The organism is Pseudomonas sp. HMWF021 (assembly GCF_003061005.1).
Taxonomy (GTDB): Bacteria; Pseudomonadota; Gammaproteobacteria; order Pseudomonadales; family Pseudomonadaceae; genus Aquipseudomonas.
In genome coordinates this window covers 32,653-53,966 of sequence record NZ_QAIK01000167.1, presented here as the reverse complement: position 1 = coordinate 53,966, position 21,314 = coordinate 32,653, and the positions used below count along the sequence as shown (strand labels likewise).

Annotated in this window: 24 protein-coding genes, 1 tRNA gene and 2 pseudogenes; 22 read left to right on the top strand and 5 right to left on the bottom strand. The window is 57.8% G+C overall.

Translation table 11 applies throughout. From position 1 onward, the window contains the following. The first annotated feature begins 125 nt into the window (after positions 1–125). Positions 126–968, top strand: coding sequence for a mechanosensitive ion channel family protein (locus DBR18_RS24245; RefSeq protein WP_007912753.1), 843 nt, complete (start codon positions 126–128; stop codon positions 966–968). 117 nt (positions 969–1,085) lie between these two features. On the opposite strand, the gene DBR18_RS24240 is transcribed toward DBR18_RS24245, so the two are convergent. After that, complete coding sequence (locus tag DBR18_RS24240) at positions 1,086–2,435, bottom strand: OprD family porin (protein WP_108592213.1); 1,350 nt, start codon at positions 2,433–2,435, stop codon at positions 1,086–1,088. 885 nt (positions 2,436–3,320) lie between these two features. Here DBR18_RS24240 and DBR18_RS24235 point away from each other — a divergent pair. Both DBR18_RS24235 and DBR18_RS24230 read left to right on the top strand, forming a co-directional pair. Beyond that, positions 3,321–3,746: an HIT domain-containing protein gene (locus DBR18_RS24235; protein ID WP_108592212.1), complete on the top strand. Its 426-nt coding sequence runs from the start codon at positions 3,321–3,323 to the stop codon at positions 3,744–3,746. A gap of 3 nt (positions 3,747–3,749) precedes the next feature. Then, a complete protein-coding gene (locus tag DBR18_RS24230) occupies positions 3,750–3,956 on the top strand; it encodes a SlyX family protein (protein ID WP_025112781.1) in 207 nt (68 codons plus the stop codon). A 72-nt stretch (positions 3,957–4,028) separates the two neighbouring features. Here the strand turns inward: DBR18_RS24230 and DBR18_RS30180 are convergent, their stop codons facing one another. Continuing rightward, positions 4,029–4,631: a cold-shock protein gene (locus DBR18_RS30180; RefSeq protein ID WP_108592211.1), complete on the bottom strand. Its 603-nt coding sequence runs from the start codon at positions 4,629–4,631 to the stop codon at positions 4,029–4,031. A 308-nt stretch (positions 4,632–4,939) separates the two neighbouring features. Between DBR18_RS30180 and DBR18_RS24220 the strand changes: the two genes are divergently transcribed. The 19 genes and pseudogenes from DBR18_RS24220 to nadA all read left to right on the top strand — a co-directional run. Then, a complete protein-coding gene (locus DBR18_RS24220; protein WP_003227537.1) occupies positions 4,940–5,410 on the top strand; it encodes a Dps family protein in 471 nt (156 codons plus the stop codon). A 170-nt stretch (positions 5,411–5,580) separates the two neighbouring features. Beyond that, positions 5,581–5,937, top strand: a complete 357-nt coding sequence (locus tag DBR18_RS24215; RefSeq protein ID WP_108592210.1) for a ribbon-helix-helix domain-containing protein — start codon at positions 5,581–5,583, stop codon at positions 5,935–5,937. A gap of 113 nt (positions 5,938–6,050) precedes the next feature. Beyond that, on the top strand, positions 6,051–6,272 hold the full coding sequence (locus tag DBR18_RS24210) for an FmdB family zinc ribbon protein (protein ID WP_003227532.1): 222 nt from the start codon (positions 6,051–6,053) through the stop codon (positions 6,270–6,272). A 99-nt stretch (positions 6,273–6,371) separates the two neighbouring features. Continuing rightward, positions 6,372–8,147 (top strand): aspartate--tRNA ligase, encoded by a 1,776-nt coding sequence (gene aspS, locus DBR18_RS24205; RefSeq protein ID WP_108592209.1) that lies wholly within the window; start codon positions 6,372–6,374, stop codon positions 8,145–8,147. Between the two features lie 128 nt (positions 8,148–8,275). Next, positions 8,276–9,022, top strand: a complete 747-nt coding sequence (locus DBR18_RS24200) for a YebC/PmpR family DNA-binding transcriptional regulator (protein WP_003227527.1) — start codon at positions 8,276–8,278, stop codon at positions 9,020–9,022. Positions 9,023–9,178: 156 nt separating this feature from the next. Further along, positions 9,179–9,706, top strand: coding sequence for a crossover junction endodeoxyribonuclease RuvC (gene ruvC, locus DBR18_RS24195; RefSeq protein WP_007962095.1), 528 nt, complete (start codon positions 9,179–9,181; stop codon positions 9,704–9,706). A gap of 114 nt (positions 9,707–9,820) precedes the next feature. Beyond that, positions 9,821–10,429 (top strand): Holliday junction branch migration protein RuvA, encoded by a 609-nt coding sequence (gene ruvA, locus DBR18_RS24190; RefSeq protein ID WP_108592208.1) that lies wholly within the window; start codon positions 9,821–9,823, stop codon positions 10,427–10,429. Then, positions 10,430–11,491 carry a Holliday junction branch migration DNA helicase RuvB gene (gene ruvB / locus DBR18_RS24185; RefSeq protein ID WP_108592207.1) on the top strand — a complete coding sequence of 354 codons (1,062 nt, stop codon included), beginning with the start codon at positions 10,430–10,432 and terminating at the stop codon, positions 11,489–11,491. A 127-nt stretch (positions 11,492–11,618) separates the two neighbouring features. After that, the gene (gene ybgC / locus DBR18_RS24180; protein ID WP_108592206.1) at positions 11,619–12,086 is read left to right on the top strand and encodes a tol-pal system-associated acyl-CoA thioesterase; all 468 of its coding nucleotides are present in this window, start codon (positions 11,619–11,621) and stop codon (positions 12,084–12,086) included. After that, the gene (tolQ, locus tag DBR18_RS24175; RefSeq protein WP_003227517.1) at positions 12,076–12,771 is read left to right on the top strand and encodes a protein TolQ; all 696 of its coding nucleotides are present in this window, start codon (positions 12,076–12,078) and stop codon (positions 12,769–12,771) included. The genes ybgC and tolQ overlap by 11 nt, the downstream gene beginning before the upstream one ends. A 23-nt stretch (positions 12,772–12,794) precedes the next feature. After that, positions 12,795–13,247, top strand: a complete 453-nt coding sequence (gene tolR, locus DBR18_RS24170) for a protein TolR (RefSeq protein ID WP_177327371.1) — start codon at positions 12,795–12,797, stop codon at positions 13,245–13,247. Beyond that, positions 13,247–14,323 (top strand): cell envelope integrity protein TolA, encoded by a 1,077-nt coding sequence (gene tolA, locus DBR18_RS24165; protein ID WP_108592205.1) that lies wholly within the window; start codon positions 13,247–13,249, stop codon positions 14,321–14,323. The genes tolR and tolA overlap by 1 nt, the downstream gene beginning before the upstream one ends. A gap of 17 nt (positions 14,324–14,340) precedes the next feature. Then, positions 14,341–15,621, top strand: coding sequence for a Tol-Pal system beta propeller repeat protein TolB (gene tolB / locus DBR18_RS24160; protein ID WP_177325710.1), 1,281 nt, complete (start codon positions 14,341–14,343; stop codon positions 15,619–15,621). Positions 15,622–15,673: 52 nt separating this feature from the next. After that, complete coding sequence (gene pal / locus DBR18_RS24155; protein ID WP_003178634.1) at positions 15,674–16,171, top strand: peptidoglycan-associated lipoprotein Pal; 498 nt, start codon at positions 15,674–15,676, stop codon at positions 16,169–16,171. Positions 16,172–16,177: 6 nt separating this feature from the next. Then, positions 16,178–17,014: a tol-pal system protein YbgF gene (gene ybgF / locus DBR18_RS24150; RefSeq protein ID WP_108592204.1), complete on the top strand. Its 837-nt coding sequence runs from the start codon at positions 16,178–16,180 to the stop codon at positions 17,012–17,014. A gap of 167 nt (positions 17,015–17,181) precedes the next feature. Further along, entirely contained in the window at positions 17,182–17,829 is a 648-nt protein-coding gene (queE, locus tag DBR18_RS24145; protein WP_108592203.1) for a 7-carboxy-7-deazaguanine synthase QueE, read from the top strand. A gap of 1 nt (position 17,830) precedes the next feature. After that, entirely contained in the window at positions 17,831–18,523 is a 693-nt protein-coding gene (gene queC / locus DBR18_RS24140; RefSeq protein WP_108592202.1) for a 7-cyano-7-deazaguanine synthase QueC, read from the top strand. 62 nt (positions 18,524–18,585) lie between these two features. After that, positions 18,586–18,661 (top strand) — tRNA-Lys (locus DBR18_RS24135). Between the two features lie 272 nt (positions 18,662–18,933). Further along, positions 18,934–19,965, top strand: a pseudogene (gene nadA, locus DBR18_RS24130) (quinolinate synthase NadA); the annotation flags it as partial. Positions 19,966–19,981: 16 nt separating this feature from the next. Here the strand turns inward: nadA and DBR18_RS24125 are convergent. The 3 genes and pseudogenes from DBR18_RS24125 to gcvT all read right to left on the bottom strand — a co-directional run. Further along, positions 19,982–20,470 carry an RDD family protein gene (locus tag DBR18_RS24125; RefSeq protein WP_108592201.1) on the bottom strand — a complete coding sequence of 163 codons (489 nt, stop codon included), beginning with the start codon at positions 20,468–20,470 and terminating at the stop codon, positions 19,982–19,984. A gap of 97 nt (positions 20,471–20,567) precedes the next feature. Continuing rightward, entirely contained in the window at positions 20,568–20,780 is a 213-nt protein-coding gene (locus tag DBR18_RS24120; RefSeq protein ID WP_007934683.1) for a cold-shock protein, read from the bottom strand. A 404-nt stretch (positions 20,781–21,184) separates the two neighbouring features. Beyond that, positions 21,185–21,314, bottom strand: a pseudogene (gene gcvT / locus DBR18_RS29820) (glycine cleavage system aminomethyltransferase GcvT); the annotation flags it as partial.

The following is a 21,314-nucleotide window of genomic DNA, read 5'->3' as shown; positions in this document are numbered from 1 at the left end:
GGCTTGCTCGCGAAAGCGGTGTGTCAGGCAACTCATTGTTGAATGACACACCGCTTTCGCGAGCAAGCCCGCTCCCACTTTTAATTTGTGTACAGCCCGGGTAGCCGGAAATCAGGAGATGGAAGATGGATTTGAATGCTGAGGTAGACAACCTGGTCAAGGCGTCCCAGGCGTGGATTCCGATGATCATGGAATACGGCAGCCGCGTGCTGCTGGCAGTGATTACCCTGGCGATCGGCTGGTGGCTGATCAACAAGGTCACGCAAAAGCTCGGCGGTCTGCTGGCTCTGCGCAATGCCGATCTGGCGCTGCAAGGCTTCATCAGCAGCCTGGCAAATATCATTCTCAAGGTGCTGCTGATCGTCAGCGTGGCCTCGATGATCGGCGTCGAAACCACTTCGTTCGTTGCAGCGATCGGTGCCGCTGGCCTGGCCATCGGCTTGGCGTTGCAGGGCAGCCTGGCGAACTTCGCCGGCGGCGTGTTGATTTTGCTGTTCCGTCCGTTCCGTATCGGTGACTGGATCGAAGCGCAAGGCGTGGCGGGTACGGTCGACAGCATCCAGATTTTCCACACCGTGCTGCGTACCGGTGACAACAAGACCATCATCGTCCCGAACGGCAATCTGTCGAACGGCATCATCACCAACACCAACCGTCAGCCAACCCGCAAAGTGGTGTTCGACGTGGGTGTGGATTATGAAGCCGATCTGCAAAAGGCTCGTCAGGTGCTGCTGGATCTGGCCAAGGATGAGCGCGTGCTGCAGGATCCTGCCCCACAAGCGGTCATTTCGACGTTGGGTGACAGTTCGATCACGGTTTCCCTGCGAGTCTGGGTTAAAACTGCAGACTATTGGGACGTGATGTTCATGTTTAACGAACAGTCGCGTGATCGTTTAAAGACGGCCGGTATTGATATTCCATTTCCACAGCGTGTGATTCGCGTGGTTCAGGAATCGGCAACACAATGATAGGTTGCTAATTAAATGCCTGACTTGTTGGTCAGGCATTTATTACAAGTGACAGGCAATAAAAAAGGCCCATCCTAAGATGGGCCTTTTTTATGCTTCCAAACTAACCACTGACAATTACAGGATGTTCAGTGGGTATTCGGTGATCAGGCGGAACTCTTTAACGTCGCCTTCGCCTTCGTCAGCGTTAGCAACGTGCCAGGCTTGACGGATGCGGAAGGACAGATCTTTCGCTGGGCCAGACTGAACAACGTACTTGGCTTCGAAGTTGGTTTCGTGGTGCTTACCGTCTTCACCGTACAGGCCGGCGTAAGCGCTACCCGCTGGAGTGTGGGTACCGTCGATATCCCAACCTTTAACGTAACGAACCATGAAGCTCAGGCCAGGAACGCCGTACTCGGCCATTTTCAGGTCGTAACGGGCTTGCAGGGATTTCTCGCCTGCACCGTTGAAGTCGGAGTACTGGATGGAGTTGGCGAGGAAGATCGAGTCGCCACCACGGTTGTTCTTGCCCACGCCGATGTAGTCGAACGGAGTGTCGCCGTTGACCTTCTGGAAGGCCAGGGTGAAGGTGTGTGCCTTCAGGAACGACAGGGCGGTTGCCAGCGAGAAGGCGGTGTTGCTGATGTCGCCCGCTTTGGCGCTGCCGGTGTCGGTGGTGCGGTAGATGTTGAAGTCGGTGTTCAGCGAAGTGTCACCACCAAACGGGGTAGTGAGGTTCACGTTGGCGTAGTACTGGTTCCAGATGTCTTCCAGCTTGGCGCCGTACAGCGATGCAGTCAGGTTGTCAGTGATGCCGTATTTACCACCGAAGTAGTCGATGTTTTTGGCTTCAACACCCGCGTAGGTGGCGTAAAGGCCGCCTTCACGGGCGTTTTTGTCCTGGCTGGTGGCCGAGTAGAAGTGACCCGCTTCAAGGTCCAGATCTTTGACTTCGCTGCTCTGCAACTGGAAACCAGTGGCAGTTTGCGGAAGGATACGGGAGCCGCCAACAGCGAATACCGGAGCGGTGCTTGGCTGCATGTCGCCGAATTTCAGCTCGGTTTTGGAGATGCGGAATTTAACGGCTGCGCCGGCTTTGCCTTGGCTGTCGTTAACGTCGTGGGCATAACCGTTGGCTTTGACGGTGTCGCTACGGCTCATGTTGCCAGTGCCGGTAGTACCATCACCGCCATCCAGCTTGACCGCGAGGTAACCGAATGCATCGATACCGACGCCTACGGTGCCTTGGGTGTAACCGGAAGTGAAGTTGCCGAGAAAGCCCTGGGTCCAGTCTTTCTGGTCGTGGCCACCGTTCTTGTTGTCGCGGTTGAAGTAGTAGTTCTTCAACGTCTCGGTGAGTTTCGCGCCTTCAACAAAACCTTTGGCTTCTGCCTGGTCATCTACAAACGGGGCGGCCGTAGCCAACTGAGTACTGGCGGCTGCTGCAACTGCCAGTGCGATTGTGCTCCACTTCATCACGCGCATCGTGATTTGCTCCTTTGGTTTTAGAAGAGTACTGCCGTCCCACCTGTTTTATTATCTGGGCGGCTCTTTCTTTTTGTGTCGGCGCAAACTTATATCACGCCGACAATGTTTGGCGATACTTGCACATACAACCTTTCATGTTCTTTACGACGACGTCGCAAATGGTTGGGTTGATGTCGCAAATTCACAGTACCAATGCAACCGGACTGACAACTTTATCGCTGTTTCTGGGCCTTCTTGCATCGGTAAAAAAGAGTCCCTGGCAAAACACTTGAATCTCCATTGGGGCAACCCTGCCACCGTTTTTGTTGGCCTGAAGCAACCCGTTCCCGTGGTGCGCTTATAGACCATATGTGTCCCAATGCAACAAGCGTGCACAAAGTGCAGGATTGCCGCGTTTATTTTTCTGAACACCTGCCTGTATCTGTAAAAACCGCATGAAAACGGGGGTTCAAGCCCTTTTGTATCATGGGCTTGACGCATACCTTTGCATCGTGTTGTCACGTTCCCGCGCGGGCATGACAACCAAAAACGTTACCGGTTCACCCCGTCAGTGAGTATTTGGCGGATGCTCGACGCACTGAGCGTAGACGCACTGTGCGCTTTTGGTGCAAAAAATTTACAGGCTGTACCGGATTCATACAGTGTGTGGTCACTCTGCTGTCGGGTTGATCAGGGCGTCTCGGGCATTTGTTCGTGCTCGAGGGCAAACCTGGCGCTGTGATGGTGCACGGTCCGTGTGAATGCCTCTTGCAAGGGCCTGAGTGGACTGGCTTCGTGAACCCCGGCGAATTCGCAGGTATGCTGCCTGCCTGTCGCTTGGTGCGTTGCCCGTCGGGGACGGCCGCTAAGCTGAATGATGTAGATCAGCCGGGAGTGCACGCAGTGTTTGCTTTAGATTCACGACTTCAACAGGACACCCTGACCATTGGCGACTTTCCGCTGTGTCGGCTGCTGCTGTCCAACGATGCCAATTACCCGTGGTTCATCCTGGTGCCACGCCGCGACGATATCAGCGAGTTGTTTCAGTTGGATGTCGCCGACCAGCAGCAGTTGTGGCAGGAAACCACCGCGCTGGCCGAGTTGCTCAAGGATCTGTTCGATGCCGACAAGCTCAATGTCGCGACCCTGGGCAACGTCGTCAGCCAGTTGCACATGCATGTCATTGTGCGCAAACGCGAGGATGCGGCATGGCCTGCGCCGGTCTGGGGCAAGCACCCGGTCAAACCCTACAGCGCCGAGCAGGTCGCGGCCATTCGTGAACGGCTGCGTCTGGTGCTGACTGACCATTTCACGTTTCTGGAGGGCTGAGCCATGAGCCTTGAAGAGCGCGTTACCGATCTGGAAAGTCGTCTGGCCTTCCAGGACGACACCATTCAGGCGTTGAACGACGAGCTGGTGGCACAACAGCGGGTGATCGAGCGCCTGCAACTGCAAATGGCCGCATTGCTCAAGCGCCAGGAAGAGATGGTCGGGCAGTTCGATTCTTTCGAGGAAGAGGCGCCGCCGCCCCATTACTGAGGTCGGCGCGTTTGTGCGGACATAAAAAAACCGCGAACAGCCTGGCTGTTCGCGGTTTTTTGTTGCCTTGGATCAGCGACGCGGCAGAGCGGCGATCACATCCTCGGCTTGCAGGCCTTTATCCCGGTTCATTACCGAGAACTCCACGCGCTGGCCTTCGACCAGGACGCGGTGGCCTTCGCCACGGATTGCACGAAAGTGCACGAAAATATCATCGCCGGAATCCCGGGAAATAAAGCCGAAGCCTTTGGACGTGTTGAACCACTTCACGGTGCCGGTATCACGGTTGCTCATGTCATAGCTGACAGGCGCGGCGGCCGGTGACGATTTGTAGAAGCTGACAGCCAGATGCAGGACGACCGCAACCAGGGCAATCACCAGGCTGAACAACACGGCCGGTTGACCGGCGATGACAGGCATCGGGGCGATCAGGGTCAGCGTTTGCAGGACGACAGTCAGCACGAGAAGAGCGCTGACCAGATTTTGCAGATGCTGGCGCGGGCCTTTGTTCCAGAAAGGGATCACTGGAGCGATGACCAGGTTCAGCAGGCCGAAAAAGGCCAGGTAGAGTGCATCGGGTTGTTGCAGGTAAGGAACGGCTTCGGATCTCAGGCTCGGTATGAACGACAGCAGCAAGGCTGCTGCGCCCATTAGCAGGTGGACGATTTTCAACATTTTGATTGGCTCACGTTATGACGGCTCACAAGGAAGAGCTGAAGACGCACGGTTCGCTTCGAAACAAAAAGAGGCGTTGGACACGTACGCGGTATCAGCCTATGCGCCAAACCCCGGAAAATGGGGCGTAGCGACACACTGCCTATTTAACAGCAAAGCCTGCAGCTACTCAAATCAGGGCGGCCAGCGGTGCCTGCACGGTCGATTTGTCGCACCGCGTGTGCCGATTGCCGGCTGCGAGGTCGCCGTTGCCTTGCTAGAGTGGGGCTGCACCTGTTGGATGAATTCAATCGCCTTAGGGGGTAAACATGGCAATCGACATCGGTATCAGTGAAGAAGACCGCAAATCCATCGTCGAGGGGCTGTCGCGGCTGCTGTCGGACACCTACGTGCTGTATCTGAAAACCCATAACTTCCACTGGAACGTCACAGGTCCCATGTTCCGGACCCTGCATTTGATGTTCGAAGAGCAATACAACGAGCTGGCGCTGGCTGTGGACTTGATTGCCGAGCGCATCAGGGCGTTGGGTTTTCCTGCGCCAGGGGCCTACGCCACATACGCACGTCTTTCCTCCATCAAGGAAGAAGTCGGTGTGCCAAGCGCCGAGGACATGATCAAGCAATTGGTCGAGGGCCAGGAGGCGGTGACCCGCACCGCTCGCGGGATCTTCCCGCTGCTGGACAAGGTCAGCGACGAACCGACAGCCGACCTGCTGACCCAGCGTATGCAGGTCCATGAGAAAACCGCGTGGATGCTGCGGGCACTGCTCGAAACCTGAGTGAGCAATTTCGGGCGCGTGCGTAGCGCCTGAAGTCTTACCGTAGGTGTCTGCTTATCCTACGCAGATGGTCAAATAGTCATCTGGATATAACTTTGCGTTCGCGCTTTTATGGGGGGCAACAGGATGTTGCCTTGATAACAAGCAGAAACGGCAAAGGAGTGTCAGTGATGTCAGGTGCAGACAGGCGAAGCGAAAGCATCGGTTTGCCACAGGAAATAAAAGTCGACCCGTTTGTCAGCGAATTCGACTTTGCGTTGATCAGGCCCTGGTCCAGGTCCGTGCGTCTGAACGGGTTTGCCACGTGTCTGAGGCTTGAGCAGGTTTACTGGGATATTCTCGGGCGCATGGCCGATGACAACGGCTGCTCGGTCAGCACACTGTTGTCCCATGTGGATCGGCAAGTGCACCTGCGCCACGGCGGGGTGAAAAACTTCAGTGGTCTGGTCCGGGTGGTGTGTGTAATGAATGGACTCAGGGACACACCGGCGAGCAATGTGCCCATGCACGGGCATGACTTGAAATGACGTTGCAGGCTGTGCAGTCTTACGGCTGCACAGCCTGCATTTAATGGATATAATCCCGCTCTTTCGCCGCAAAGCCCTGCGCGCGGTGGCAATCTGATCGCCGAGACACCCCCATGCCGATGTACGATTACCAATGCGCTTCCTGTGGTCATCAGTTGGAAGCCATTCAAAAGATCAGCGAGGCACCGCTGGTCGACTGCCCTGCCTGTCAGGCGCCAGAGCTCAAGAAACAGCTGTCCATGCCGGGTTTTCGCCTCAGCGGCAGCGGTTGGTACGAAACCGATTTCAAGACCGGCGCCAAGAAGAATCTGGCCGGTGGCGACAAATCTGACTAGGGTTCAGGCCCAGGTCGAACGACACGCGTGAGATTCCGCAAGCTTGATGGCAACGGGATCTCCACCGAATTTCGAATTACGAGAAGCGAAACCACTACCATGATGCGCAGCCATTATTGCGGCCAACTGAACGAAAGCCTGGAAGGCCAGGAAATTACCCTTTGCGGATGGGTTCACCGTCGCCGCGACCACGGCGGGGTGATTTTCCTCGACATCCGTGATCGTGATGGTCTGGCCCAGGTGGTGTTCGATCCGGATCGCGCCGAGAGCTTCGCCGCTGCCGATCGCGTGCGCAGCGAGTACGTGGTGAAGATCACCGGCAAGGTGCGTCTGCGTCCGGCCGGTGCAACCAACGCCAACATGGCGTCGGGCATGATCGAAGTGCTGGGCTACGAGCTGCAAGTGCTGAACGAAGCGGAAACCCCGCCGTTCCCGCTCAACGAATACTCCGACGTCGGCGAAGAAACCCGTCTGCGCTATCGCTTCTTGGACCTGCGTCGTCCGGAAATGGCCGAGAAGCTGCGCCTGCGTTCGCGCATGACCACCAGCATCCGTCGCTACCTCGACGAGAACGGCTTCCTTGACGTCGAAACGCCGATCCTGACCCGTGCGACTCCGGAAGGTGCGCGTGACTACCTGGTGCCGAGCCGTACTCACGCCGGTTCGTTCTTCGCGCTGCCGCAATCGCCACAGCTGTTCAAGCAACTGCTGATGGTGGCCGGCTTCGACCGTTACTACCAGATCGCCAAGTGCTTCCGCGACGAAGACCTGCGTGCCGACCGTCAGCCTGAGTTCACTCAGATCGACATCGAGACCAGTTTCCTCGACGAAAAAGACATCATGGGCCTGACCGAAGGCATGATCCGCAACCTGTTCAAGGAAGTGCTGGATCTGGAATTCGGCGAATTCCCGCACATGACCTTCGAAGAAGCCATGCGTCGCTACGGTTCGGACAAACCGGACCTGCGTAACCCGCTGGAGCTAGTCGACGTTGCCGATCAACTGAAAGAAGTTGAATTCAAGGTCTTCAGCGGCCCGGCCAACGACCCGAAATGCCGTATCGCCGCTCTGCGCGTTCCAGGCGGAGCGAGCATGCCGCGCAAGCAGATCGACGATTACACCAAGTTCGTCGGCATCTACGGTGCCAAGGGCCTGGCGTACATCAAGGTCAACGAGCGCGCGGCCGGTGTTGATGGTCTGCAATCGCCGATCGTGAAGAACATCCCGCTGGAAAATCTCAACGCCATCCTTGATCGCGTGGGTGCAGTTGACGGCGACATCGTGTTCTTCGGTGCCGACAAGGCCAAGATTGTCAGCGAAGCCCTGGGCGCGCTGCGTATCAAGCTCGGCCACGACCTCGACCTGCTGACCTGCAAGTGGGCGCCAATGTGGGTCGTCGACTTCCCGATGTTCGAAGAAAACGACGACGGCAGCTTCTCTGCGCTGCACCACCCGTTCACCGCACCGAAGTGCTCCCCTGAAGAGCTGGAAGCCAATCCGGCCGGTGCTCTGTCCCGCGCCTACGACATGGTGCTGAACGGCACCGAGCTGGGTGGCGGTTCGATCCGTATTCACCGCAAGGAAATGCAGCAAGCGGTGTTCCGCCTGCTGGGTATCAATGAAGCGGAACAGGAAGAGAAGTTCGGCTTCCTGCTCGACGCGCTGAAGTACGGTGCGCCGCCGCACGGTGGTCTGGCTTTCGGTCTGGACCGTCTGGTGATGCTGATGACCGGCGCCCAGTCGATCCGTGAAGTGATTGCCTTCCCGAAAACCCAGAGTGCTGCGGACGTCATGACGCAAGCGCCGGGTGTGGTGGATGCCAAGGCATTGCGCGAGCTGCACATTCGTTTGCGCGAAACGCCAAAGGCTGAGTAAGACGGGCCTGAAGGCGCATCTTCGGATGCGCCTTTTTTCTTTCTATAAAGAACAGGTCGAGATTTTTTGTTTGCTGGCCGCTGCATGAGCAGGGCGGGCAACGTTTCAAAGAGAATTCGGAGCGAGTTATGGCAGGTCATTCCAAGTGGGCGAACATCAAGCACCGCAAAGAACGTCAGGATGCCAAGAGAGGCAAGATCTTCACCAAGTGGATCCGTGAGCTGACCGTTGCGGCCCGTCAGGGTGGCGGCGATCCGGGTTCCAATCCGCGTCTGCGTCTGGCCCTGGACAAGGCGCTGGGTGCGAACATGAGCCGCGACATCATCGACCGTGCCGTGGCCCGTGGCGCCGGTGCGACCGAAGCGGACAACGTTGAAGAACTGACCTACGAAGGTTACGGCCCGGGTGGTGTGGCGGTGATGGTCGAGTGCATGACCGACAACCGCAACCGCACCGCGGCAGCCGTGCGCCATGCGTTCAGCAAGTGCGGCGGCAACCTCGGCACCGACGGTTCGGTGGCCTACCTGTTCGAGCGCAAGGGTCAGATCAGCTTCGCCCCGGGCGTTGACGAAGATGCCCTGACCGAAGCCGCACTGGAAGCCGATGCCGACGACGTGGTCAGCCATGAGGACGGCTCGATCGACGTGTTCACCTCGTTCACCAGCTTCTATGCCGTGCGCAACGCGCTGGAAGCGGCCGGTTTCAAAGGTGATGACGCAGAAATCGTCATGCAGCCGACCACCAGCGCCGAACTGGATCTGGAAGGCGCGGAGAAGGTGCTCAAGCTGATCGACATGCTCGAGGATCTGGATGACGTACAGAACGTCTACTCCAATGCGGACATTCCGGAAGACGTGGCCGCTCAGCTCGGCTGATGCAAAATACCAAGGTCGCAGTTTTTGGTGGCTCTACAATTGGTCTGTAGGCGCTGCCGAAGGCTGCGATCTTTGTGTTTTTAAAGAGCAAAAGATCGCAGCCTTCGGCAGCTCCTACATGTACCCTCAGCTTTCGCATCAATTTCTGCAGGCGTTATGACTTTAATTCTGGGTATCGACCCCGGCTCGCGCATCACCGGTTACGGGATTGTTCGCGATACCGGACGCGGCGGCTGCATCTATGTGGCCTCGGGCTGCATCCGTACCGGCGCCGGCGAGCTGCATGAGCGGCTGCAAATCGTTTATCGCGGCGTACGTGAAATCATTCAGACCTATGGCCCGGTGACCATGGGCATCGAAAAAGTGTTCATGGCGAAAAATGCTGACTCGGCGCTCAAGCTCGGGCAGGCTCGCGGTGCGGCGATTGTTGCCGGCGCCGAAGAGTGTCTGGAGATTGCCGAGTACACCGCAACCCAGGTCAAGCAGGCTGTGGTCGGCACCGGTGCCGCCAATAAGGAACAGGTGCAGATGATGGTCATGCACATGCTCAAGCTGACCAGCAAACCGCAAATCGATGCCTCCGATGCGCTGGCCATCGCCATTTGTCACGCGCATACCCGTTCCAGCCTGTTGCCGCATGGCTTGGGAACCGCACGCAGTCGTGGCGGGCGCCTGCGTCTCTGATAGCATCAGCAATCATTTTTGCGGAATGCGGATTTCGCGCCTGGGTCGTCGGCCCGAATCCCGCCTTCCATCTGTCGCCAGCCCACGGCTGGTCAACGCTCAAGGATCTGAAACGTGATTGGACGCTTGCGCGGCACCCTGGCTGAGAAGCAGCCGCCGCACCTGATTCTGGATGTAAACGGCCTCGGGTATGAGCTGGAAGTGCCCATGACCACCCTTTATCGCCTGCCGTCGGTCGGTGAACCGCTGACGCTGCACACCCATTTGGTCGTACGCGAAGACGCGCAGTTACTCTATGGCTTTGCCGGCAAGCGTGAGCGAGACTTTTTTCGCGAGTTGATCCGTCTCAATGGTGTCGGGCCGAAACTGGCTCTGGCGCTTATGTCGAGTCTGGAAGTCGATGAGCTGATCCGCTGCGTGCAATCCCAGGACACTTCGGCGCTGACCAAGGTCCCGGGGGTCGGCAAGAAAACCGCCGAGCGCCTGCTGGTCGAACTCAAGGATCGTTTCAAGGCCTGGGAAACCTCGCCGACCATGTTCGCTCTGGTGCCGAACCAGCCGGACGGCCCGGCGCCGGTCAACACCGCCGAGAACGATGCCGTCAGCGCGCTGATTTCCCTGGGCTACAAGCCGCAGGAAGCGAGCAAGGCGATTTCCGCCATCAAGGACAAGAACCTGAGCAGTGAAGACATGATCCGCCGCGCCCTGAAGGGAATGATTTAAGTGATTGAAGCTGATCGTCTGATCGCCGCCGCGCACAGCCCGCGCGAGCGCGAAGAAGTCCAGGACCGGGCCATTCGCCCTGTCAGCCTGGCCGACTACATTGGCCAGCCGACTGTCCGCGAGCAGATGGAACTGTTCATCCAGGCCGCCCGTGGGCGTAACGAATCCCTCGATCACACGCTGATCTTCGGCCCGCCGGGCCTGGGCAAGACCACGCTGGCCAACATCATTGCCCAGGAAATGGGCGTGTCGATCAAAAGCACGTCCGGCCCGGTGCTTGAGCGTCCGGGTGATCTGGCAGCGCTGCTGACCAATCTTGAACCGCACGACGTGCTGTTCATCGATGAAATCCATCGCCTGTCGCCCATCGTTGAGGAAGTGCTGTATCCGGCGATGGAAGACTTCCAGCTCGACATCATGATCGGCGAAGGACCGGCGGCGCGCTCGATCAAGCTCGATCTGCCACCGTTCACCCTCGTCGGCGCTACCACCCGTGCCGGCATGCTGACCAACCCGTTGCGTGACCGTTTCGGTATTGTCCAGCGTCTCGAGTTCTACAGCACCGCTGACCTGTCGACGATTGTCAGTCGTTCGGCAAGCATTCTCGGCTTGCCGCTGGACCCGGAGGGCGCCTTCGAAGTGGCGCGCCGCGCTCGTGGTACGCCGCGGATCGCCAACCGCCTGCTGCGTCGGGTGCGCGACTTCGCTGAAGTGCGCGCCAAGGGTCATATCACCAAGACGGTGGCGGATCTGGCGCTGAACCTGCTGGATGTCGACGAACACGGATTTGATCATCAGGACCGGCGCCTGCTGCTGACCATGATCGAGAAATTCGATGGGGGGCCGGTGGGCATCGACAGTCTGGCAGCGGCGATCAGTGAAGAGCGTCATACCATTGAAGACGTGCTGGAGCCGTACCTGATTCAGCAGGGTTACATCATGCGTACGCCACGGGGCAGGGTGGTGACGCGGCATGCGTACCTGCATTTCGGTCTGAACATTCCGTCACGAATGGGCGAGATGCCCGTGGCAGACGAGTTTCTCGATGCCGTGGACGATTGATACACATTTTTTCGCGATTTATTCAGCGTTTGTACTGTCACAGGACGGTACTTTTGCGGTAAAGCCTTAAACACTGAAAAAACAGTTGCCTGGCCGGATTGGCAACCCGAGGAGTAAGCACTAGAGTATGCGCGCGCAAAACGGGCTTGAGCCGTTCGCACATCGTTGTCGCGTTTATTACGAGGACACCGATGCGGGCGGCATCGTGTATTACGTTAATTACCTCAAGTTTATGGAACGGGCTCGAACCGAGCGGCTCCGGACGCTGGGCTTTGCCCAGTCGGAACTGGCCGGGGAGGACCTGTTGTTTGTCGTGCATTCCAGCGAAGCGCGCTACCACGCGCCGGCGCGACTGGACGACGAACTGCTGGTAAGCGCTGATGTAATCGAATTGAACCGTGCCAGCCTGCGCTTCAAACAGCAGGTCAGGCGGGCTGCGGATAATGTGCTGCTCTGTGAAGGGCAGTTTCTGGTGGCCTGTGTGCGCACCGACAGTTTGAAACCCCGGGCCATGCCCGAATCCTTGCGTGCGGCCTTTGCCGACGCGGGCGGCACGGGTACACACTCAAAGCAGGAGATAAAGCGTGGAAGCTAACGTCGTCGACCATTCCTCCATGTGGAGCCTGGTCAGCAATGCCAGCATCGTGGTGCAGTTGGTAATGTTGACCCTGGTGGCCGCATCGGTGACCTCATGGATCATGATCTTTCAGCGCAGCAATCTGCTGCGCGCCGGTCGACGCGCCCTGGAGAGCTTCGAAGAGCGCTTCTGGTCGGGTATCGACCTGTCCAAACTGTACCGTCAGGCGGGCAGCAACCCGGATCCGGATTCGGGCGTGGAGCAGATCTTCCGTGCCGGTTTCAAGGAGTTCTCCCGTCTGCGTCAGCAGCCAGGCGTCGATCCCGAAGCGGTGATGGAAGGTGTGGCCCGTGCCATGCGCGTTGCCATCTCCCGTGAAGAAGAGAAGCTGGAGCAGAGCCTGCCGTTTCTCGCCACCGTTGGTTCGGTCAGCCCGTACATCGGTCTGTTCGGTACCGTGTGGGGCATCATGAACTCCTTCCGTGGTCTGGCTCAGGCCCAGCAAGCGACCCTGGCCACCGTGGCCCCGGGTATCGCCGAAGCCCTGATCGCCACCGCGATCGGCCTGTTCGCCGCGATCCCGGCCGTTATCGCTTACAACCGTTTCTCTGCCCGCAGCGAAACCTTGCTGAGCCGCTACTACACCTTCGCCGATGAGTTCCAGGCGATCCTGCACCGCAAAGTGCACACCAGCGAAGAATAAGCAGGTATTTCCCGATGGCTTTAATCGCTCGAGCCCGAAACAAGCGCAAGCCGGTCGCCGAGATGAACGTGGTGCCATACATCGACGTGATGCTGGTGCTGCTGGTTATCTTCATGGTGACCGCGCCGATGCTCAATCAGGGCGTGAAAGTGGATCTGCCCAAGGTTTCCAGTGAAGCCTTGCCGCAGGACAACAACACTCAGGTGCTGACCATTTCGATCAAGGCTGACAAGACCTACTACTGGAACCTTGGCAGCGAAGTCGACACTGAAAAGCAGCAGGACAGGGCCATGACGCTGCCACAGATGACTGACGCGGTGACCAAGATCATTCGCGCCGGCAACGAAGGCGGCAAGCACACCCAGGTGTTCATTCGCGGCGACAAGTCGGTCGACTACGGCGCCGTCATGGGCGCGATGGGCGGGTTGCAGAAAGCCGGGGTCGGTAATGTTGGCTTGATTACCGAGGCGCCCTGATGCAGCAACAGCGAGAGCCGTCCGCCTCGGAAAGCTACTTCTGGCCTAGCGTCCTGGCAATTGGCTTGCACGTGCTGGTGTTCGGCATGCTGTTCGTCAGTTTTGCCCTGACACCGGAGCTGCCGCCGGCCAAGCCGATTGTCCAGGCGACCCTGTACCAGCTGAAATCGAAAAGTCAGGCAACCACCCAGACCAATCAGAAGATTGCGGGTGAGGCGAAGAAATCCGCCGCGCGTCAGACTGAAGTCGAGCAGATGGAGCAGAAAAAGGTCGAGCAGGAAGCGGTGAAGGCTGCGGAACAAAAGAAAGAAGAAGCGGCTCAAAAGGCCGAGGAAGCCAAGAAGGCCGACGAGGCGAAGAAAGCGGACGAGGCGAAAAAGGCTGATGAAGCCAAGAAAGCCGACGATGCGAAGAAAGCCGAGGCCAAGAAGGCAGAAGAGAAACAATTGGCTGATATAGCCAAGAAGAAAGCCGAAGAAGAAGCCAAGAAGGCGGCTGAAGAAGAGGCCAAGAAAGCGGCCGCTGAAGAAGCCAAGAAGAAGATCGTCGAAGACGCGAAGAAGAAAGCCGCCGAAGACGCCAAGAAGAAAGCTGAAGCTGAAGAGGCGAAGAAGAAAGTCGCCGACGAAGCGAAGAAGAAAGCTGCTGCCGATGCTGCGAAGAAGAAAGCGCAGGATGCGGCACGTAAATCTGCCGAAGACAAAAAGGCTCAGGCCCTGGCAGATTTGCTTTCCGACACGCCACAGCGTCAGCAGGCCTTGGCCGATGAGCAGGGTGACGAAGTCGCGGGCAGTTTCGATGACCTGATTCGTGCGCGGGCAGCGGAAGGCTGGGCTCGTCCTCCTTCGGCACGCAAAGGCATGACGGTCGTGCTGCAAATCGGCATGTTGCCGGACGGTACGGTGACTTCGGCCAGCGTGGCCAAGTCCAGTGGCGACGGTCCGTTCGATGCTTCGGCAGTCGCGGCGGTCAAGAATATTGGACGTTTGACGGAAATGCAGGGAATGAAGCCGAGCGATTTCGCTCCGTATCGTTCATTCAAGATGACATTCACACCTGAGGATCTAGCCTTGTGAGAAACCTTCTTCGAGGAATGCTGGTCGTGATCTGCTGCATGGCAGGGATCGCGATGGCTGATGAAAAGAACATTCTGGTCACCAGCGGCAGCGATCGGGCCACCCCGATCGCCGTTGTACCGTTCGGCATGCAGGGCGGTGCCGTGTTGCCGGACGACATGGCTGAAATCATTGGTAACGATTTGCGGAACTCGGGCTATTACTCGCCGATTCCAAAGCAGAACATGATCAGCCAGCCAAGCCAGCCGAGTGAAATCATCTTCCGTGACTGGAAGGCGGTGGGTGCTCAATACATGATGGTCGGCAGCATTGCTCCAGCAGGCGGTCGTCTGCAGGTGCAGTGGGCACTGTTCAACGTGGCCACCGAGCAGAAAGTGGCTGACGGCAGTGTTTCCGGTACCACCGAGCAACTGCGCGACATGGCGCACTTCATCTCTGACCAGTCGTTCGAAAAACTCACCGGTATCAAAGGTGCGTTTTCGACCCGTCTGCTGTACGTGACAGCCGAGCGTTTCTCCGAGAAGAACACTCGCTACACCCTGCAGCGTTCGGACTACGACGGTGCCCGCGCCGTGACGCTGCTGCAATCGCGCGAGCCGATCCTGTCGCCGCGTTTCGCACCGGATGGCAAGCGCATCGCCTACGTGTCGTTCGAGCAGAAGCGTCCACGGATCTTCATGCAGAATATCGACACCGGTCGCCGTGAGCAGATCACCAACTTCGAAGGCCTGAACGGCGCGCCAGCCTGGTCGCCGGATGGCAATCGCCTGGCTTTCGTACTGTCGAAAGACGGCAACCCGGACATCTATGTGATGAACCTGGGTTCGCGTCAGATCACTCGCGTGACTGCAGGTCCTGGCATCAACACCGAACCGTACTGGGGCAAGGATGGTTCGACCATCTACTTCACCTCGGACCGCGGCGGCAAACCACAAATCTACAAAACCAGCGCCAATGGCGGCGGTGCCGAGCGTGTGACCTTCATTGGCAACTACAACGCCAACCCGAAGCTTTCGGCTGATGAAAAGACTCTGGTGATGATCCATCGCCAGGACGGTTTCACCAATTTCAAAGTGGCGGCCCAGGATTTGCAGCGAGGTAGTGTAAAGATCCTCACTGATAGCACTCTGGACGAGTCACCCACTGTTGCGCCCAACGGCACCATGGTAATCTACGCCACCCGCCAGCAGGGCCGGGGAGTCTTGATGCTCGTGTCCATTAATGGACGCGTGAGGCTCCCGCTTCCTACCGCACAAGGCGAAGTCAGAGAACCGTCCTGGTCCCCTTACCTGAACTGACGCGGCGCTTTACGTTTTACTTAACACACTGGGGTTCATTAGGAGTTTCACGATGGAAATGCTGAAGTTTGGTAAATTTGCTGCGCTGGCTCTGGCCATGGCTGTAGCTGTAGGTTGCTCGTCCAAAGGCGGCGACAACGCCGGTGAAGGCGCTGTTGATCCAAACGCTGGTTACGGCGCAAACACTGGTGCCGTTGACGGTTCCCTGAGCGAAGAAGCTGCTCTGCGCGCAATCACCACCTTCTACTTCGAATACGACAGCTCGGACCTGAAGCCAGAAGCCATGCGCGCTCTGGACGTTCACGCCAAAGACCTGAAAGCAAACGGCGCTCGCGTTGTTCTGGAAGGCAACACCGACGAACGTGGTACTCGTGAGTACAACATGGCACTGGGCGAGCGTCGTGCGAAAGCCGTTCAGCGCTACCTGGTACTGCAAGGTGTTTCCCCAGCTCAGCTGGAACTGGTTTCCTACGGCGAAGAGCGTCCAGTTGCTACCGGCAACGACGAGCAGTCCTGGGCTCAAAACCGTCGCGTCGAACTGCGTAAGTAATTCGATATGCGAACGTGCCGTCGTGCTGTAACTGTTCTGGCTCTCAGCCTCGCGCCGCTTGCGGCGTGGGCTGCGGTTCCTGTGGTCGATGACAACTCCGGTTATAACAATAGCGGGAGCAGTTATCCGCCTGCGGGTTACGGTACGAACGGCGCCTATGCCGGGGGAGCGGCTTCGGCCCCTGCCTCGGCACAGGGCATGCTGTTCAACCAATTGCAACAGATGCAGGATCAGATATCGCGCCAGCAAGGCGTGATCGAAGAACTGCAGAATCAGGTTGCGCGCATGAAGCAAGAGTCCCTGGAGCGATACCAGGATCTTGATCGGCGCATAGGATCCGGTGCTGCACCTGCCGCGACTCCTGAGAATTCTTCTGCCGGTGGCGATGCAAGTGCTGCTGCCGGTGCTGCCGCTGGCGCCGGGGCTGCTGCCGCCCAGGCACCTGCTGCAAGTAGCGAACCGGGTGATCCGGCCAAGGAAAAGCTGTATTACGATGCCGCTTTCGACCTGATCAAAGCCAAGGATTTCGACAAGGCCAGCCAGGCTTTCTCGGCCTTCCTGCGCAAATACCCGAACAGTCAGTACGCGGGCAATGCCCAGTACTGGTTGGGCGAAGTCAATCTGGCCAAGGGCGATCTGCAAGGCGCAGGTCAGGCTTTTGCCAAGGTTTCGCAGCTCTATCCCAAGCACAACAAAGTGCCGGATTCGCTGTACAAGCTGGCTGACGTAGAGCGCCGTCTTGGTCATACCGACAAGGTCAAAGGCATTCTGCAGCAGGTGGTTTCCCAATACCCGGGGACTTCCGCTGCCCAGCTGGCCCAACGCGATCTGCAACGCATGTAAGTGTGTTTGACCCGTTTGGAAGAAACCCGCGCTTGTCGCGGGTTTTTTCGTTAGAATTCACGCCCTTTTTTCTGAAACACGCTTCTGGTGATCTACGCGTTGGCGGGGTTGCCTGAAGTGCCTGACGGAGGCGGACAGCCTGTTTAGCTGTTACGCCCGTGGCGACTATGCAAGACACATTGAGAATTACCGAAGTTTTCTACTCGTTGCAGGGGGAAACTCGGACAGCCGGGCTGCCCACGGTTTTTGTGCGCCTGACCGGTTGCCCGTTGCGTTGCCAATACTGCGACAGTGCCTATGCGTTCAGCGGCGGCACGATTCGTTCCCTCGACGACATTCTCGAGCAAGTGGCCGGATATCGTCCGCGCTATGTCTGTGTGACCGGCGGCGAGCCGCTGGCACAGCCGAACGCCATCCCCTTGCTCAAGCAGTTGTGTGATGCCGGATATGAGGTCTCCCTGGAAACCAGTGGCGCCCTCGATATCTCGGCAGTAGATCCGCGTGTCAGTCGCGTTGTCGACTTGAAGACGCCGGACTCGAAAGAGGCTCACCGCAACCGCTACGAAAATATCGAACTGCTGACCCGCAACGATCAGGTGAAGTTTGTCATCTGCTCGCGGGACGACTACGACTGGGCGGTCTCGAAGCTGATCCAGTACGGTCTCGATCGACGTGCGGGTGAAGTGCTGTTTTCCCCAAGTCATCATGACCTCAATGCCAGGGATCTGGCGGACTGGGTGGTGGCAGACAACCTGCCGGTGCGGCTGCAACTGCAACTGCATAAATATCTATGGAATGACGAGCCGGGGCGCTGATATGACTGAACAACTGAACACTAGTGAGAAACGTGCGGTAATCCTGTTGTCGGGTGGGCTGGATTCGGCCACCGTGGTGGCGATGGCCCGCGCCGAAGGTTATGCCTGTTACACCATGAGTTTCGATTACGGCCAGCGCTCCCACGCCGAACTGCATGCCGCAGCGCGCGTCGCTCGCGATCTGGGTGTGGTCGAGCACAAGGTGATCGGCCTGAACCTCAACGGCATGGGCGGCTCGGCACTGACCGACACCAGCATCGACATTCCCGAGGAGCTGGGCGAGGGCATCCCGGTGACCTACGTGCCGGCGCGCAACACGGTGTTCCTGTCGCTGGCGCTGGGCTGGGCCGAAGTGCTCGGCGCCCGTGACATCTTTATCGGCGTGAACGCAGTGGATTACTCCGGTTACCCGGATTGCCGTCCGGAGTTCATCGAGTCGTTCGAGCGCATGGCTAACCTGGCGACCAAGGCGGGCGTGGAAGGCAATGGCTTCCGCATCCAGGCACCGCTGCAGAACCTGAGCAAGGCGCAGATCGTCCAGGCGGGCGTGAAGCTGGGTGTAGATTACGGTCTGACTGTTTCCTGCTATCAGGCGGACGATGAAGGCCGTGCGTGCGGCAAATGCGACAGCTGCCGCCTGCGTGCAGAAGGCTTCGCAGCGGCTGGTGTAGGCGATCCAACACCTTATTTTTGATTTTTTTCAAAAAGGTGTTGAATAGTCCTTAAAAATCAGTATTATACGCGCCACCACACAGCGGGTCGTTAGCTCAGTTGGTAGAGCAGTTGGCTTTTAACCAATTGGTCGTAGGTTCGAATCCCACACGACCCACCATATTTGGCGGTTTAGAAAATCCGGAAGGCCCACGAAAGTGAGGATTTCCGGGTTTTTTTTTGCCTGCGATTCAGGCACCGCTCCTTTCATCGTTGCCTGTGCTGACACAGGTCAGAATCATCTTTTGTATCAACGGGATATTCTGTAGCCTTGCGCAGCTTCAACGCTGTCCGTGCCTGATAAAAACTCACTCTCCCGGCGGTACCCTCAAGCGGTCCGGAGCCGGGTGTATACTCGACTTTCGCGCGAGAGCGCCTGCAGGTCTTGCGAACATGACGCAGATTTCCGAACGCCTTCTGGTTCAAGCCCACCTCGATGCCAAACAGCCCAAACCGCTGACTGCCGAGGAAGAGGCCTACTACCGTTCCGCCATCGCCGCCGAGCTCAAGGCTCAGGATGCGGTGCTGGTTGCCCACTTCTATTGCGATCCGGTGATTCAGGCCCTGGCCGAAGAAACCGGCGGCTGTGTGTCCGACTCCCTCGAAATGGCCCGCTTCGGCAACGCCCATCCGGCCAAGACCGTGGTGGTCGCCGGCGTGAAGTTCATGGGCGAGACCGCGAAGATCCTCAACCCGGAAAAGCGCGTGCTGATGCCGACCCTGGACGCCACCTGCTCGCTGGACCTGGGTTGTCCGGTGGACGAGTTCTCGGCGTTCTGCGATCAGCACCCGGAACGCACGGTGGTGGTGTACGCCAACACCTCGGCTGCGGTCAAAGCCCGGGCTGACTGGGTGGTGACGTCGAGCTGCGCGCTGGAGATCGTCGAAAGCCTGATGGACAACGGCGAGACCATCATCTGGGGACCGGACAAGCACCTGGGTACTTACATTCAGCGCAAGACCGGCGCCGACATGCTGCTGTGGGACGGCGCGTGCATCGTTCACGAAGAGTTCAAGTCCAAGCAGCTCGAGGACATGAAGGCGCTGTACCCGGATGCCGCGATTCTGGTGCACCCGGAGTCGCCGACTTCGGTGATCGAACTGGCAGACGCAGTAGGTTCCACCAGTCAGTTGATCGCTGCCGCGCAAAGCCTGCCGAACAAGACCCTGATCGTCGCCACCGACCGTGGCATCTTCTACAAGATGCAGCAGCTGTGCCCGGACAAGGTCTTCATCGAGGCGCCAACCGCCGGTAACGGCGCGGCGTGCCGCAGTTGCGCACATTGCCCGTGGATGGCCATGAACACCCTTGAGCGCACGCTCAAGAGCCTGAAGGAAGGGACGAACGAGATTTTTGTCGATCCGGCGTTGATTCCGCAGGCGATCCGCCCATTGAAGCGCATGCTGGACTTCACTCAGGCTGCGATCTTTTTTATGCGCGCTATTTTTGTTTCTTTGGAATTCGCACCACGCGGGTATCGGAATACATGTCGTGCCAAGTGCGCTTCTGCTTGTCGAAAAGCGACCAGAAGAATCCGAGCCCCACACACAGCCATGAAGCGATCGACACCATGAAGCGCAGCAGCGCCTGCCACAGGCTGATCGCGCTGCCATCGGCGTTCTGTACGCGGATGCCCCACACCTGCATGCCCAGTGTCTGCCCGCCGTGAGTCCAGAACTTGGCGAAGAAGGCGAACAGCACCAGCAGCAAAACTGTGGAATACAGCGGATCGCCGTCCATTTTTCCGGCGTCTGTCAGCACGCGCAGGCGTTCTTCACCGATGATCGCCGCCTGGATCAGCTTGTAAACGAACCCAGTGACGATCAGCAGGGCGGTGCACAACAGGAAGTCATAGAACATCGCGGCCAGGCGCCGGCCAAGGCCAACGGCAGGAAAGTCGCCCTGGGGTGTGAGCAGGTTTTTCGACATGGCAGCCTCTGGACGCAAAATGAAGCGCCATTTTACGGATTCGCGCGCACAAAAAAGCCCCTGATATCAATATCAGGGGCTTTTTCACAGCAGAAGATCAGCCTTCAGCTTGTACTTCGTCAGCCTGCATGCCTTTCTGGCCTTGCACTGCAACGAAGGTCACCTTCTGGCCTTCTTTCAGGCTTTTGAAGCCGTTGCCCTGAATAGCGCGGAAATGCACGAACAGATCCGGACCGCTTTCTGGAGTGATAAAACCAAAACCTTTCTCGTCGTTAAACCACTTGACGGTACCGCTCTGACGTTGGGACATTTCTTATTTCCTTTGACGCAAAAAATTAATGACAGTCTCTTCCTCATGAAAGAGTACTGGGGCTGGTTGCAGGAGAGTAAGAAGACGTCGAACGGGATGTAGCTAACTTGTAGGCTACTGCCCAGGTCACGATTCCAAGCTGACCCATGCAAACACAGTGGACAAACTCTACGCCAACTACGGGAGAAAAAACAAGCCCCGTGAAGGCCCCGGTTTTCCTGCGCTTGCTGGCAGTTAGTCAGTCTTCTAGTGGGGCTTAGACGATTAGCCTGTTCATTAGTTTTCGATCGTTATAAGCAAAGTTCATATTCGAATCAGATGTTAGAAAATGCACTTTTTTGTGGCGATTGCGTTACACATTAGTGCACGCTTAACGCAATCGCGTTACTTATAGAAACAGTCAATCAGCCGCGGTAGTAGCGTTGTGGAACAAATGGCATTTTGCTTACAAGCATTTGCACCTTTTTCCCACGGACGATGGCCCATACGGGTGTGTCGAGGGTGACATACGCGCTGTCCAGGTAACCCATCGCC

Coding starts and splice junctions, on each gene's coding strand:
- DBR18_RS24245 (WP_007912753.1), top strand. CDS start 126: ATGGATTTGAATGCTGAGGTAGACAACCTGGTCAAGGCGTCCCAGGCG.
- DBR18_RS24240 (WP_108592213.1), bottom strand. CDS start 2,435: ATGCGCGTGATGAAGTGGAGCACAATCGCACTGGCAGTTGCAGCAGCC.
- DBR18_RS24230 (WP_025112781.1), top strand. CDS start 3,750: ATGAGCCTTGAAGAGCGCGTTACCGATCTGGAAAGTCGTCTGGCCTTC.
- DBR18_RS30180 (WP_108592211.1), bottom strand. CDS start 4,631: ATGTTGAAAATCGTCCACCTGCTAATGGGCGCAGCAGCCTTGCTGCTG.
- DBR18_RS24220 (WP_003227537.1), top strand. CDS start 4,940: ATGGCAATCGACATCGGTATCAGTGAAGAAGACCGCAAATCCATCGTC.
- DBR18_RS24215 (WP_108592210.1), top strand. CDS start 5,581: ATGTCAGGTGCAGACAGGCGAAGCGAAAGCATCGGTTTGCCACAGGAA.
- DBR18_RS24210 (WP_003227532.1), top strand. CDS start 6,051: ATGCCGATGTACGATTACCAATGCGCTTCCTGTGGTCATCAGTTGGAA.
- aspS (WP_108592209.1), top strand. CDS start 6,372: ATGATGCGCAGCCATTATTGCGGCCAACTGAACGAAAGCCTGGAAGGC.
- DBR18_RS24200 (WP_003227527.1), top strand. CDS start 8,276: ATGGCAGGTCATTCCAAGTGGGCGAACATCAAGCACCGCAAAGAACGT.
- ruvC (WP_007962095.1), top strand. CDS start 9,179: ATGACTTTAATTCTGGGTATCGACCCCGGCTCGCGCATCACCGGTTAC.
- ybgC (WP_108592206.1), top strand. CDS start 11,619: ATGCGCGCGCAAAACGGGCTTGAGCCGTTCGCACATCGTTGTCGCGTT.
- tolA (WP_108592205.1), top strand. CDS start 13,247: ATGCAGCAACAGCGAGAGCCGTCCGCCTCGGAAAGCTACTTCTGGCCT.
- tolB (WP_177325710.1), top strand. CDS start 14,341: ATGCTGGTCGTGATCTGCTGCATGGCAGGGATCGCGATGGCTGATGAA.
- pal (WP_003178634.1), top strand. CDS start 15,674: ATGGAAATGCTGAAGTTTGGTAAATTTGCTGCGCTGGCTCTGGCCATG.
- ybgF (WP_108592204.1), top strand. CDS start 16,178: ATGCGAACGTGCCGTCGTGCTGTAACTGTTCTGGCTCTCAGCCTCGCG.
- queE (WP_108592203.1), top strand. CDS start 17,182: ATGCAAGACACATTGAGAATTACCGAAGTTTTCTACTCGTTGCAGGGG.
- queC (WP_108592202.1), top strand. CDS start 17,831: ATGACTGAACAACTGAACACTAGTGAGAAACGTGCGGTAATCCTGTTG.
- DBR18_RS24125 (WP_108592201.1), bottom strand. CDS start 20,470: ATGTCGAAAAACCTGCTCACACCCCAGGGCGACTTTCCTGCCGTTGGC.
- DBR18_RS24120 (WP_007934683.1), bottom strand. CDS start 20,780: ATGTCCCAACGTCAGAGCGGTACCGTCAAGTGGTTTAACGACGAGAAA.